At 69.6% G+C, this 13,078-nt stretch carries 13 protein-coding genes and 1 pseudogene; 5 read left to right on the top strand and 9 right to left on the bottom strand.

Translation table 11 applies throughout. The features are described from left to right. The first annotated feature begins 2 nt into the window (after nucleotides 1-2). Complete coding sequence (locus tag ACWD3C_RS18500) at nucleotides 3-632, top strand: helix-turn-helix domain-containing protein (RefSeq protein ID WP_451145115.1); 630 nt, start codon at nucleotides 3-5, stop codon at nucleotides 630-632. A gap of 74 nt (nucleotides 633-706) precedes the next feature. Here the strand turns inward: ACWD3C_RS18500 and ACWD3C_RS18495 are convergent, their stop codons facing one another. Next, nucleotides 707-1,051 (bottom strand): DUF5372 family protein, encoded by a 345-nt coding sequence (locus tag ACWD3C_RS18495; RefSeq protein ID WP_451145113.1) that lies wholly within the window; start codon nucleotides 1,049-1,051, stop codon nucleotides 707-709. A gap of 118 nt (nucleotides 1,052-1,169) precedes the next feature. Between ACWD3C_RS18495 and ACWD3C_RS18490 the strand changes: the two genes are divergently transcribed. After that, a complete protein-coding gene (locus ACWD3C_RS18490; RefSeq protein ID WP_451145266.1) occupies nucleotides 1,170-1,322 on the top strand; it encodes an integrase core domain-containing protein in 153 nt (50 codons plus the stop codon). A 245-nt stretch (nucleotides 1,323-1,567) separates the two neighbouring features. On the opposite strand, the gene ACWD3C_RS18485 is transcribed toward ACWD3C_RS18490, so the two are convergent. Continuing rightward, nucleotides 1,568-1,774: a hypothetical protein gene (locus ACWD3C_RS18485; protein WP_451145111.1), complete on the bottom strand. Its 207-nt coding sequence runs from the start codon at nucleotides 1,772-1,774 to the stop codon at nucleotides 1,568-1,570. Between the two features lie 291 nt (nucleotides 1,775-2,065). Here ACWD3C_RS18485 and ACWD3C_RS18480 point away from each other — a divergent pair, with 291 nt between their 5' ends. Then, the gene (locus tag ACWD3C_RS18480; protein ID WP_451145109.1) at nucleotides 2,066-3,340 is read left to right on the top strand and encodes a PucR family transcriptional regulator; all 1,275 of its coding nucleotides are present in this window, start codon (nucleotides 2,066-2,068) and stop codon (nucleotides 3,338-3,340) included. 172 nt (nucleotides 3,341-3,512) lie between these two features. Here the strand turns inward: ACWD3C_RS18480 and ACWD3C_RS18475 are convergent. The 6 genes and pseudogenes from ACWD3C_RS18475 to ACWD3C_RS18450 form a co-directional block, all read right to left on the bottom strand. Beyond that, a pseudogene (locus ACWD3C_RS18475) lies at nucleotides 3,513-3,593 on the bottom strand (oxidoreductase); the annotation flags it as partial. Between the two features lie 85 nt (nucleotides 3,594-3,678). Beyond that, nucleotides 3,679-4,884, bottom strand: coding sequence for a thiolase family protein (locus ACWD3C_RS18470; RefSeq protein WP_451145107.1), 1,206 nt, complete (start codon nucleotides 4,882-4,884; stop codon nucleotides 3,679-3,681). 800 nt (nucleotides 4,885-5,684) lie between these two features. After that, complete coding sequence (locus tag ACWD3C_RS18465) at nucleotides 5,685-6,797, bottom strand: saccharopine dehydrogenase family protein (protein WP_451145105.1); 1,113 nt, start codon at nucleotides 6,795-6,797, stop codon at nucleotides 5,685-5,687. 8 nt (nucleotides 6,798-6,805) lie between these two features. Continuing rightward, a complete protein-coding gene (locus ACWD3C_RS18460; RefSeq protein WP_451145103.1) occupies nucleotides 6,806-8,425 on the bottom strand; it encodes an AMP-binding protein in 1,620 nt (539 codons plus the stop codon). Nucleotides 8,426-8,827: 402 nt separating this feature from the next. Then, nucleotides 8,828-9,703: an IS3 family transposase gene (locus ACWD3C_RS18455; protein ID WP_451145101.1), complete on the bottom strand. Its 876-nt coding sequence runs from the start codon at nucleotides 9,701-9,703 to the stop codon at nucleotides 8,828-8,830. A gap of 18 nt (nucleotides 9,704-9,721) precedes the next feature. Next, nucleotides 9,722-10,246, bottom strand: a complete 525-nt coding sequence (locus ACWD3C_RS18450) for a CGNR zinc finger domain-containing protein (RefSeq protein WP_451145099.1) — start codon at nucleotides 10,244-10,246, stop codon at nucleotides 9,722-9,724. A gap of 25 nt (nucleotides 10,247-10,271) precedes the next feature. On the opposite strand from ACWD3C_RS18450, the gene ACWD3C_RS18445 reads away from it, so the two are divergent. Next, nucleotides 10,272-10,478, top strand: a complete 207-nt coding sequence (locus ACWD3C_RS18445) for a hypothetical protein (RefSeq protein ID WP_451145097.1) — start codon at nucleotides 10,272-10,274, stop codon at nucleotides 10,476-10,478. Then, nucleotides 10,472-11,110, top strand: a complete 639-nt coding sequence (locus ACWD3C_RS18440) for a LysE family translocator (RefSeq protein ID WP_451145095.1) — start codon at nucleotides 10,472-10,474, stop codon at nucleotides 11,108-11,110. The genes ACWD3C_RS18445 and ACWD3C_RS18440 overlap by 7 nt, the downstream gene beginning before the upstream one ends. Before the next feature lie 816 nt (nucleotides 11,111-11,926). Here the strand turns inward: ACWD3C_RS18440 and ACWD3C_RS18435 are convergent. Next, nucleotides 11,927-13,015 carry a non-reducing end alpha-L-arabinofuranosidase family hydrolase gene (locus tag ACWD3C_RS18435; protein WP_451145264.1) on the bottom strand — a complete coding sequence of 363 codons (1,089 nt, stop codon included), beginning with the start codon at nucleotides 13,013-13,015 and terminating at the stop codon, nucleotides 11,927-11,929. Nucleotides 13,016-13,078 lie beyond the last annotated feature (63 nt).

The following is a 13,078-nucleotide window of genomic DNA, read 5'->3' as shown; positions in this document are numbered from 1 at the left end:
CGGTGACCGAGCACGCCGAGCAGCCCGAACCCGCAGCGGACTCCAACTCCGATGACAAGGCGCTGGAGCGCATCATCGCGATCCGAGCCCGCGAGTACCGGCAGGCGGCCGGGCTCTCGGTGGGCGAGATGGCGCAGCGGGTCGGCATCTCCAAGGCCATGCTGTCGAAGATCGAGAACGCCCAGACCGCATGCAGCCTCACCACGCTCTCCCGGCTCGCGCGCGGACTGGACGTCCCGGTCACCGCCCTGTTTCGAGGTATGGACGACGAACGCGAGGCCGTCTTCGTCCCCGCGGGGCACGGCGCCCGGATCGCGCGGCGTGGCACCCGCGTCGGTCACGAGTACGCCCAGCTCGGCTCACTGCGGGGCGCGCACAAACGGATGGACGCCCTGCTGGTCACGCTGACCGAGTCCAGTGAGGTCTTCCCGCTGTTCCAGCACGCCGGCACGGAGATCATCTACATGCTGGAGGGAGAGATGGTCTACGGCCACGGCAAGTCCAGCTACACCCTGCGCCCCGGCGACGCCCTGCAGTTCGACGGCGAGGCCCCGCACGGTCCGGAGACCCTCGTCGAACTGCCCATCCGTTTCCTGACCGTGACGGCCTTCGGGGACAGCCCGCACCACTGAGACCCGCTTCGATCAGCCATGCAGCTGTCCTGCCAACGCATCCCTGGTCTACTGCGGCGAAACACCGTTGCGGGTCACAGGTGCTGTCCGAGGCCGAGGCATACGTCCCCGAGATCGGGTTCACCGTCAACGAGATCCCACACGCTGCGCGGCCTGGACCGTTGGGTGCGCTCGGACAGGGCCCGCACGCCGCTGTCGCTCGCCCCGGCCTGGGCGATGCAAGAGGGAATGTGGTCGCCCCGGTTGTCAGCCTCCGGACCGAGTTGTGATCCGCAGTCCCGAGTACCCGGCCCGGGGACTGACGATGAGTGTCTGCTGCGCCTTGACCGACTCAATAGACCCCTGTCCCCCCGCCAGCACTGACGGCGCTCGATGAACTCCAACTCCCGCCCGAACAGCGGATGGAATGGGTGCGTCACCCGCACCCCGCCTTCATCTCCAGAGTCCGGAACCTGAGCAGTCGACGGATCACGCCAACGCGATGGCCGAGGCCCTGAACGGCACCTTCAAGGCCGAGCTAATCGAGATGCAGGGCCCCTGGAGGACGTCGACCAGGTCGAGTGGGCGATCTTCCAGTGGGTCACGTGCTACAACGAGGAACGGCTCCACTCCGCCCTCGACTACGTACCGCCCGCCGAGTACGAACGCGACTGGTGGCGACAACAGGAAGCCACCCCCCAGCCCGCCTGAAACAAGATCACCGGACTCTACGAAACTCGGGTCAGCTCAGTCGGCGGGTGGCCTGGTAGACGCAGAGTACGGCCCACAGTTCCTGCTCGACCATGGCGCGGCTGTTGCAGCGCAGGGTGGCGATGCGCCCGCCCTCTGCTCGATCTTGATGTGGTGGCGGTAGATCGTTTCGCTGGTCCAGCGGCGGGCGTACAGCTCGGCCGGCTCGGCGGCCGGGGCCGTCCCCGGGTCCAGCAGTGTGGTGATCAGGCAGAACAGCTCGGAGGTGGCGGTGTCGTCGTCAGCGCGGGTGACGGTGCACTCGATGAAACGGACGTCAGGGTGCGTCGGCCTCGCTGTTCGCGCAGGTGGGAGAGGTAGGTGCCGTCGTCCAGCACCTCAAGGACGGGTAGGGTGAAGGAGTCCGAGACGCGCCACAGCAGGTCGGCGCCGGTGGCGTGGGTCTTGCTCACCAGGGAGAAGGAGGAGGCCACGACCCGTACCCGGGACCAGCCGGGTTTCGGGCGGGGTGCCGGTACGTCGCGCAGCACCAGCCCGGACAGCGGTCGGCGGTGCTCTGGGAGATGGCGGTTGCGGCAACCACGGAGCCACGGTCATCCGCACCCGGAGGCGGGACACAGCCGGTGTGCCATGTTGCAGCACATGTCCGGGCCATGGACGCGCCGGTCGCAGTACCATGCGGGCACGGCCGGGCGCGATTCTGGTCGTAGGCACCCGCTCCGTCTCGGGGGCAAGGAGGCAGCGTGGACACCGAGGGCGATGTCGATCTCCTCATCCGGGACATGGTCGGCGAGCTCGCCCAGCGTATCCCCGAGATCAGCGACGAGCTGCGGGCCCAGATCCTTGCGGACATTCCCTCGCTGCGCGGGGACCCGTACATCGAGGGCATGCTCACCGCCAGCATCGAGGAGAACGTCGCACTGATGCTCCACCTGATGCAGCACCGCATCGACCTGGACCGCGTCGAGGCTCCGGTGGCCGCGGTCGAGTGGGCTCGGCGGTTGGCCCAGCGGGACTTCCCGACCAGTGTGCTGGTCAGGGCGTACCAGCTTGCCCATGCCAGGTTCCTGTCCGGCTGCTTGGACGAGCTGGGCAGGCGGGCAGCGGACGTGAAGGTACTGGCTCTCGCCGGTCCGGTCTTCAACCGGCGGCTGTTCTCCTATGTCGACATCGTCTCCGAGCAGGTCACCGCCGCCCACGAGCGGGAGCGGGATCGTTGGCTGCGGCACCACGCCGTGGCGCAACTGTCCACGGTCAAAGCGCTGTTGTCGGGTTCCGGCACCGACATCGACGAGGCCGAGGCCGTCCTGAACCATCCCCTGCGGCAGGATCATCTCGGGCTCGTCATCTGGGGCGGCGGACCAGAGCACACGGTCGAAGCGGTCGCGGATCCGCAGCGGGTGGTGGGTGAACTGGCCCGCGCCATCGGCAGTGGCGCTGCCCTGTTCGTCCCCCGCGACGAGCAGCTCGCCTGGGCCTGGATCGCGTTGCCATGTGGCCGCACACCGGTGCGGAGCAGTCTGGACGAGGTGCTGGGCCGATGTCAGGTGCGAGTGGCGTTCGGTGAACCGGCTCACGGCGTAGCGGGTTTCAGGGCCACCCACCGGCAGGCGCAGCTGGCTCATACGGCGGCGGCGCTCGGCGGGCCGGAGCACGCGCAGGCCACCTGGTTCGCCGAAGTGGGTCCGCTGGCGCTGATGTGGTCCGATCCGGACGCCGCCCGAGACTGGGTTCACTCCGTCCTCGGATCGCTTGCCCAGGAGGGCGAACGGTTCGCCCGGCTCAGGGAGACCCTGCACCTCTTCCTCGCGCTGCGGGGCAGTTTCACGGCGACGGGTGAGCGACTGATGCTGCACAAGAACACCGTTCAGTACAGGGTGCAGAAGGCGGTGGAGTGTCTTGGCCGTCCGTGGGAGGAGGACACGGCGAATCTGGAACTTGCCCTGCGGGCCTGCGACTGGTTCGGCGGCCGCATGACCGCTGCCCCGGGCCGAGTGGGTCCCGGGGCAGCGTCGTAAACGGGGTACGGGTGGTGCACGGCTCCCCTGCTCGCTCCGTAGAGAGCGTGTGGCCGGCGGATCCGATTATCCCGGCGACGGCGGACAGGTTGATGATCGCCCCGCCGCCCGACTCGGCCATCAGCGGAGCGGTGTGCTTCATGCCGAGGAGCACGCCCGCCTCGTCGACGTCGGTGAGGACGATGACCGCGCCCTTCTCGGCGAGCCGGGCCGACACCGCGGCCCCGATTCCGCGGGCGGCTCCGGTGACCAGAGCGATCTTGTTCTGGGCTCGGACACCTTCTTCCTGCCTTCCGGTAGGGATGGTGATGAGGCTCGGGGGAGTGGCGGTCGGCGTCTCAGTCCGCCGTGAGAATCGTGACGACCATGGCGGCCGGATCCGTGCCGAGGAACCCGCCGCCGTTCTCGGCGAGCGCGACCCGGGCCCCGGGCACTTGCCGTGGTCCGCAGCGGCCGCGCAACTGGCCGGAGAGTTCGACCAGTTGCGCGCAGCCGGTGGCGCCCAAGGGGTGGCCGCGGGAGAGCAGACCGCCGCTGGGATTGACCGGGAGGCGTCCGTCGAGGGCGGTCGCGCCGGACTTCAGCAGTGCGGGGCCCTCGCCCGGGCCACACAGGCCGAGTTCCTCGTAGACCATCAGCTCGGCCGGGGCCGCGGCGTCGTGCACCTCCACGACGTGGAGGTCTTGTGGGCCCAGGCCCGCCCGCTCATAAGCCGCGGCACTGGCGCGGGCGGCGGCCGGCTCGGCGTCCGGCCGGTCGCTTCCGGATACGAGCACGCTGGCTCGTACACGTACCGCCGGGCCGGGCACGCTCCGGGCCCGGCGTGGCGAACACACCACGACCGCTGCCGCTCCATCGCCGATGGGCGAGCACATCAGGAGGGTGAGCGGGTCGGACACCATACGGCTGGTGAGGACCTCCTCGGCGGTGACCGGTGTGCGGTACTGCGCGTTGGGGTTGAGGGCGGCGTGGCGGTGGCTCTTGACCGCGACCTCGGCGAAGTCCTCCCGGGTGGCCCCGCTGCGCGCCATGTAGGCCCGCGTGTTGGCGGCGTAGATGTCCATGAAGAAGGACTTCTTGGAGTCGTCCGCTTTCTCGGGTGTGCCGCTTCGGCTCCACGCCTTGAGTTCGTCGAGCTGGAGGAGGTCGACGGCGGCGCCGATCGCCGCGAAGGACCTGGTCTTGTCGGGGTGGGTGAGCTTCTCGGCGCCCACGGCGAGCGCCACGTCCACGCTGCCCGACGTGACCGCCGCGACGGCCAGGTGGAAGGCGGTCGAGGAGGAGGCGCAGGCGTTCTCGACGTTGACGATGGGTACTCCGAGCAACCCGGTGTGCCGAAGGGCTGCCTGGCCGCGGATCATTTCCTGGCCGCTCAGCACGCCGTCGGCGGCATTGCCGAAGTAGACCGCCTCGATGTCGCGGGCGGTCATCCCCGCGTCGGCCAGGGCGGCGGACACGGCTTCCTCGGTCAGTGAACGGACCGTGGCGCCGGGGAACTTGCCGAAGCGGGTGGTGGCCGCTCCGGCCACATAGGCGTTCTGCATATCGTTCGGGCTCTCCTGTCGGTGGGTGTCCGGCGGTTGCCGGGCGCGGCCCCGGTCGCCCGGAGCCGCGCCCGCAGCGCTCAGGCCCCTCGTGGGCGTAGTCCAGTGCGAGGTCGTAGGTCGCGCGGGCCACCCTGGTGAAGACGGCGCCCATGAGCACGTTGGCGTCGGAGTGGATGGCGTGGACGGCCCGCTGCAAGTCGCCCGGGCCGGCGAGCAGGTGGTCGGTGCTGACGCGGACGTTGTCGAAGAGGATCTCTCCCTGCGGCAGAGCGCGCCGGCCCAGTTCCTCCAGCGGTTTGCCGCAGGTGACGCCGGGAGCGTCCATGGGTACCACCACGCGGACGCCGCGCTTGGGGTCCGGGCCGTCGGGTCCCTCGGCCGCGCAGAAGAGGATGAAGCGGTTGCCCATCCTGGCGGCCATGCATTGGGGCACGATGCGGGCGCCGCTGGAGATGGCCAGGCCCGTGTCGCCCCAGCCGAGTTCCCCGAACAGGATCGGGAAGAGCAGTCCGCGCTCCTCGGCACTTATCCGGCCGAGGAAGTCCATGGTGATGCCGAGTTCGGAGTAGCGGCGGTGGAACTCGAACGGCTGGGACTCGGGGTCGGCGACCTCGGCGGCGGTGAGGCGGTCGAGTTCCCGGCCGATGGGGCGCATGATTCGGTGGCGAAGCGGCGCAGGGGGGCGCGGAGTTCGGTGACCTCGGCGGGCAGCGGGGGTTCGGCACCCCACGGGCCCAGGGCGGTCCTGGGGCTGCCCGCCCACTCCTGGACGGGCAGGTTTCCACGGACGGCGGTGGTCATCCGCGCAGCTCGAATTCGACGAGACCGGCCTCGGACCATTCCGAGAGCAGGGGACGGGCGCCGAAGGCGCGGGCAGGGGAGACGAAGCCGACGGCTCGGTGGCGTTCCCGCAGCAGCCGCTCGATGGCACCGGCGGCGATCACGCCGGTCTGGTCGTAGCCGCAGTTGCCCCACAGCACGGCGTTGACGCCGCCGGTCAGGCCACGCCCCTGGCAGGAGACGATGGTGCGGCTGATGTTCGCGTCGTCGCGGGGCGGCTCGCTCGCGGCCATCTGGTGGCCCCAGTTGTTGGTGGCGGCCTCCTGCTCCTCGGCGGGCAGGTGCGCGTACTTGTCGGCGAATTCGCGGGTGAGGTTCAGGACCGCGGCCATCGCGTTGGGATCGCCGAAGGAGACCAGGGTCTCGCAGTGGCGGACCCGTTCGTCCTCGGCGAACCAGACCGGCTCGCCGCCTCCGCTCCACGGGAGGCAGTCGAGGGTGCGGTGGATGCCGGGTGAGGTGGCCTGGAAGCTGGTGGCGGCGGGCCACTGCACGAGCTCGTTGTTGACCAGCCGGTACTGCGGCTGGCAGCACATGCGCAGGAAGGACAGCGTCGAGCCGACCGACGGGGTGCTGCCGCGCGGCACATACAGGATGTCCAGGCTGTCTACACCCGGCGTTTCCAGACACAGCTCGGCCACCAGGTTGCCCGAGGTCCACATCATCGACAGGGCCGGGATGAGCAGTAGGTCGCGCTCCGCGAACTGCCGGCCGAACGCGCGCTGGCTGTGCAGCATCCAGTCCTGCTCGCCCGTGCTGTCCAGATAGTGGCAGTCGGCGGCCAGGGCGGCGCGTACGACGGGCTCGCCGAGTTGCATGAACGGGCCCACCGTGTTGTAGACGACCTTGCGGTCCCGCAGCAGTTCGGTGAGGGCCGCCTCGTCCGCGGAAAACTCGGCGATCTCGTACGCGGCCTCGTCGAGTTCGGGCAGGGCGCCGAGTTCGGCCTTGAGACGGTTGCCGTTGCGGCCGGCGGCCACGAACGGAATGCCGCGCGCGGCGAGCTGGCGGGCGACCAGCTTCCCGGTGTAGCCGCTCGCTCCGTAGAGGACGACGTCTGGCTGGGGCATGGTGGCGCTCACTTTCCTGTCGAAGTGACGGTTCCGGCCGGCGCGATCTCGCGCTCGACGCGGTCGGGGTGCTGGTCGAACATCTGGCGCAGGAAGCGTTCCTGCGGCTTCTGGGAGGCGGTCTTCGGGATGTCGTCGACGGTCTGGACGTAGGCGGGCGCGTGGCTCGGCTCCAGGCGCTCGCGGCACCAGGTGAAGACGGCCTGGGGGTCGAAGGAGGCGGCGTCGGCGGGGATGACCGCGGCGACGGGCTCGCGTTCGCCCGGTGCTCCGGAGGCGGCCGGGACGCCGTAGACGAAGACGTCGCTCACCTCGGGGCACTCGGCCACGGTCCGCTCGATGCGGGCGGGGTCGAGGAACTCCCCGTTGCGGCGGATGCCGCCGCCCATCCGGTGCCGGTAGTACACCCAGCCGTCGGCGTCCATCACCACGGCGTCCCCGGAGTGCAGCCAGCCGCCGACGGTCTTCGCGGCCGAGGCTTCGGGGTTGCCCAGGTACCGCACGGGAATCGGGCTCCCGTCCGCGTAGCGGAAGCACAGCTCGCCCACGGTGCCGGGCGGCAGCTCCTGGCCGTCGGGGTCGAGAACCCGGCCGATCAGCTGGGGCACCACCCGGCCACAGCTGCCCACCGGGCCCTCACCCGCCCGGTTGAGGGCCATACCGCCTTCCATGGCGGCGTAGAACTCGATGATGTCGACGCCGAACCGGGTACGGAACGCCTCCCAGACCGCCGCGGGCATCCCGGCGCTGACCACGTGCCGCACCGGGTTGTCCCGGTCCCGCTCGGATGGCGGTTCGCTGTAGATGGCGGTGGCCATTCCGCCCAGCAGCGAGAAGGTCGTGCAGCCGTGCTCCCGGATGACGTCCCACAAGCGGGACTTGGTGAATCGCCGGCTGATCACCGCCCGCAGCCCCTGGCCGAGTGCCGGTGCCACGGTGACGAACTGGGCGTTGCCATGGGTGAGGGACAGCCCGGTGTACGGGCGGTCGTCGGGGCGGTAGTCGAACAGCTCCCGGCCGAATGCGGTGGCGGCGACGAACCGGGCATGCGGGACGACGATCCCCTTCGGGTCCCCGGTGGTCCCGGAGGTGTACATGATCTGCATGGGGTCGGCGGAATCGCGTACGGCGATGTCCCGCACGGGCGGTGCCCCATGCGCGGCATCGGATGCGTGAACCACCCGGACACCGGACCGCACGCCCTCGTGGCCTGCCCCTCCGACGACCATGATCCATTCCAGGCTCGGCACCTGCGGAGCGACCGCGAGCACGGCGTCGACGGCGTCGGCGCCGCACACCACGCCACGGCATCCGGCGTCGGCGACCATGAAGGCCAGCCGGTCTCCGCGCAGCCGCGGATCGAGGGGGACGAAGACGGCGCCGAGCACGTTCGCGGCGATCATGGACTCGATGAACTCGGGCTCGTTGTACAGCAGCAGCCCGAAGCCGTCCGAGCGGGAGATGCCGAGCGCCGAGAGGGCGTCGGCGAGCCGCAGTGCGTTCGTCCAGAGGTCGCCGTAGGTGCGCACCCGGGTGTGGCCGTCGGTCTCGAAGGTGAGGACATCGAGGTCGCGGTTGGTGTCGGCGCGCCTGCGCACCAGGTGGGCGAGCGATAGGGGTTCGTTCACGATCTCTCCTTCTGCGGGCACGGCAAGCGGGAGCGGCTGCGCCGCAGGGCTGCGATGGGCTGCCGAAACCGGGCGGTGATGCTCCGGTAACGCGAGGTAGGGGAACCTTATGAACGGCCGTGACCGAGGTCACTGGCCCGGGGATACGAGAAGACGCTGCCGGACTGCCGTGGATTCGTCCCCGGAGCACAAGGCGTCACCGCGGAGCGCACGACGTCACCTCCGCCCCCACGGTGACGCGGCCTTCTGCCTCATACCTGCCGTAGGCCGAGGACAGGACCGAGACGATCACGCCTCTGCGTCCGCACTTGGCCCCGGCCCGAACCCGACGTGCTTCCAACGCTGTTGCGTTTCGCCGGGAAGCGGACGATTGTCAATCCCCTGGTTGCGTAGAGACTTTGGTTATGCTGCCCGGCCTTCCTGATCGGTCCGGGCTCGCGCTTCCTGGATGATCCGTTCGAACTCGACGGGCGGGTTCCCGCCGGCCGCGCTGTGGCGCCGCTTCGTGTTGTAGAAGTCCGCGATCCACGTGGCGATCTTCAGCCTCGCCTCGGCGCGGGTGGCGAAGCTGTGCCGGTGGACGTACTCGACCTTGAGGACCGGGTGGAACGACTCCGCGGCGGCGTTGTCCAGGGCCGAACCGACTCGCCCCATCGACTGCACCACGCCCCAGCGGCCGCACAGCTGCTGGAACGCCTCGGCGGGTTCGCTGCCGCGGTCCGTGTGGAAGATGACGCCGTCCACCTGGCCGCCTCTGGTCACGATCGCCATCTGCAGGGCGGCGCTGACCAGCGCGGCATCGTGCCGCTCGCCCATCGCGTAGCCCAGTGCCCGGCGGGAGAAGGCGTCGTGGACGGATGCGAGGTAGAGCGTGCCCTCGCCGGTGTCGATCTCCGTCATGTCGCCCCACCACAAGACGTCCGGGGCGATGGCGTCGAACTTTCGCCGTACCAGGTCAGGAGCGGCTTTCCGCTTGCCGGGGCGGGTCAGCGAACGGCGTCGGCGAGGCGGCTTGCGGCCCTGCAGGCCGAGCTCGGCCATGATCTCGGCGACCGTGTTCTGTGACACCTGCCAGCCCTCCTCCCACAGATCCAGCGTGATCCTCGGCGAGCCGTACGTCTGGCCCGAGCGGTCGAAGAAGCAGCGGATCCTCCCGGCCAGCGCCGCCCGCCTGGCCTCGCGCTTCGTCGGCTCCAACGGCCGGCGGCGCCACTTGTAAAACCACGCCTCCGACACGCCAAGTGCCCGGCAGGAGGTGCGGTGCGGAACGCTGTGCACGGTCTTCTGGTCGCTGATCTACCGGCGCTGTTTCCGCTCGCGGTGTGCGGAGACGTGGACGCGTGTGGCGCACAGGCGTGAGCAGTATGCGCGGCGGCCGTTGCGGGACACGTCGACGAAGACCGTGCGGCAGCCTGGTGCCGAACACTGCCCGAGACGGCAGGGATCGGTCTCTGTGAGTACCAGGGCGAGCCCGGCCGCGGTGGCGGCCCGTACGCGCGTGACGATGTCGGCGTTCTCGTCGGCGTAGTGCAGGTGCGGCGGCTGACCGTCGTGGGTGGAGACGTACGGGCGGGCCGCCGCATCGGCCAGCAACCGGTTGACGACGGCGACCTGCTCCAGCGCTGTGGCGGCCGCGAACGCCTCCCACAGGCACAGGCGCCACGCCCGCAGCAGCTTGAGCTGTTCGTCGGTCAGCCGGGCGCGCGCCACCCGGTGCTCGGCCAGCAGCGTCTCAACGGTGCGGGCATCGCACCGGTCGTCGAGGTTGGCCAGGGCCGCCGCCAGCAGGGCCGCGTTGCCACCGTAAGCGTTGAAATGCACTTACTCATTGCATCACGCTCACGGCATGACTGCATGCCTCTTCCTTACCTTGTCGAAGCACTCGACATCCCTGGGCTGGTTGCTCTACCAGCGCTGCGCCTGCGGCCGCCTCCGTGTGCTGCTGGCCGGGGATGTCCTAAAGGACGGGCCCGCGCCACCCCGCGGGCCCTCCACTGAAGAACCGGTGACGGCGCTCGTACTGGCAGCCGGTGGCGGTGAGCTGGCGTGCTAGGACTCAGCTGGGCCCAGCTGGGTTCCTTCGTCGCCCTGTGCCTGGTCCTCGCGGCGACTCCGGGCGCCAATCTCACGGTCGTGCTGGGCTGCGCGCGACAGGGCGGCCAACGTGCCGCGGTCGCCGCCACGGTCGGCTTGACGCTCGGCAAAGTCTTCTGGGCGGTGGGCTCCGTGCTCGGGCTCGCGACGCTGCTGGCGACCTCGCGCGTGGCATACGACACACTCCGACTGGCGGGCGCCGCCTACCTGATCTGGCTGGGCGTGCAGGCCCTGCGCTCGGCCCGGCGCAGGTCTGCGGTCCAGTGGCCCGACGGTGTTGCGCCGAAGCTGTCCGAGGTCGGCGGGTTCCGCCGCGGTCTGATCGGCGACCTGCTCAATCCCAAGGTGGGGATCTTCTACACCACCGTGTTCCCCCAGTTCATCGGGCCGGACGATGCGGTCGTCCCGGCGGCCGCCGCGCTGCTCGCCGCTCACACCGCGGTGCTCATGACGTGGTACCCGGGGATGAGTTACCTGCTTACCCGGGTGGGCCGCCGGCTCGCGAGGCCCGCACTCTCGGCAGTGCTCGACCGGCTCATGGGTTCCGTACTCATCGGGCTCGGCATCAGACTGGCCGTCGTTCCAGTCTGAGACGCCCGCCGCCCACGCCCGGCGTCCCGTCGAGACCAACGATCACAGCTCTGATCAGGCATGACGTTCAACCGGACAGTGGAATGAACGCGTGCGGTACTCCGCGGCGCGCCTCGATGGCGATCCGAGGACGCCGGCCGACGACACAGGCCCCCGCCTCGCCATCGGACAGGTCACCGCCTCCGCGCCGTGTTCGTCGGCCGACCGTTCGGGACTCGCTCGACGGTGCGTCGTGCTTGTGCGGGGCATCAAGATCCGCCCAGAGCACTGGTTGATCAACGGCTTGTAGGGGGGCCAGGATGGTCCCGCGAGGCCCTCTTGCGGGTTCCATGTCCTGTGCCACCGCACTCAAGAACCCCCGGCCACAGACTCCTGCCGCTTGAGGCTTCCAACGGTCGGCCGCCCCGGTGCCCCATGATGACTCGGCTGCCGACCCGGAATGTGCGAATGATCGCTCCCGTAGGGAATCGACAGCGAGGTCGTCAGTGGGAGGCAGCCGCGCCGGCAGCGGCGGCGTCGCCCAACCCATCGCGCGTACCGACCAGTGCGCCGACCCACTCCGCTGGCACGCAGGCCCTGAAGAAACATCCCGAGGCAGTGCCCGGTCCGCTCGCCGACCGGCACGCCCGCCGAGCCGACATTGGTACCGGCGGCTGGGCATCGACGTTGGCCGCAGCCAGGTCCGCCGTCGGTGACGGTCCCTGTGGCGGTTGGGTGCTGCTCTGCCAGGCGAAGAGCGGAGGGTGAGAGGCCTGCGGCGGGGCACTGCAACATGCCTGGTCAGTCCCGCCGGGGTGATTGGGTGCCGTCAGCGACTCATCCGAGGATCCACTGCTGGTTGGTGCCGCCGTGGCAGGTCCACAGGTGGACTTTGGCGCCGTTGGTCGTCGAGTAGTTGCTGACGTCGAGGCAGAGCCTGGATTGTGCCGAGGTGATGGCCCCGTCGGCGTTCAGGTTCCATTTCTGGTTGTCCCCGCCGTGGCATGTCCAGATGGTCGCCGCCGTGCCGTTGGCGGTACCGCGGCCCGCGGCGTCCAGGCATCGCCGGTCGCCACCGGAGTACACCGTCAGCTCGCCGGCCTGGGGCAGAGTCCACTGCTGATTGACTCCTCCCCAGCAGTCCCAGATCTGCAACTGCGTCCCCGGCTGAGTCGACACATTCGGCACGTCCAGACAGTTGTCCGCCGCCACCGCCCGCAACTCGCCACTGTCACCGTCATCGCAGCCGGCCGGAGAGTTGGTCTGGGTGACCAGTCCTAGGCGCCAGGGCCACTGGGAGTAGTCGCCGCCGACGTTCGGGTCTTTCCCCTGGTAGAGAAACTGGAGGTGGCACGGGTCGATCGTCAGTGTCTGGTCGTTGGAGGCGCGGATCAGCTCACCGTGACTGAAGTCCCGGGTCCAGGCCGGCGCACCGGGCGCGAAAGCGACGTTGTTGTGCCGCATGAACGGGTTGGACTCGGTGGCTGCCAGCGGGGTCCACTCCGAACCGACCACGTCGAGGCTGTCGGCGGTCCAGGAGTTGAAGTAGCGCGCGCCGTCGGAGCCGATGCCCTCGATCACCATCATGTACTGGCCGGTGTCGCCGACCTTGTAGACATTGATGGCCTCGAAGATGCGATTGTTGCCGGGATCGGCCATCACGACGACGGTGTCGCCGAACCCGTTCGGGAACTCCTCGACGGTCGTCTCGGAGCGGAAGAAGTAGTTGTTGTCGTTGTTGTAGAACAGGTAGCACTTCACCTCGTCGCAGATGACCCAGTGGTCGACCACGTATCCGGCGTCTCCGGCGGTGTCGTGGACGATCGGTGGGTAAGCGCCCATGAAGTTCCGCGGCGCACTGGCCGATTGCGGTCGGCTCGGGTCCGAAAGGGTCGAGAACGACGGAAGGCCGGTCTGGTAGACCAGGTACCACTCATTTCTCGGTTCGAAGTAGAACAGCTGCGGCGCGGCGCGGCGCGGTAGCCGCCG

The organism is Streptomyces sp. NPDC002845, assembly GCF_053591955.1.
This window is presented reverse-complemented; position numbering and strand designations above follow the sequence as displayed.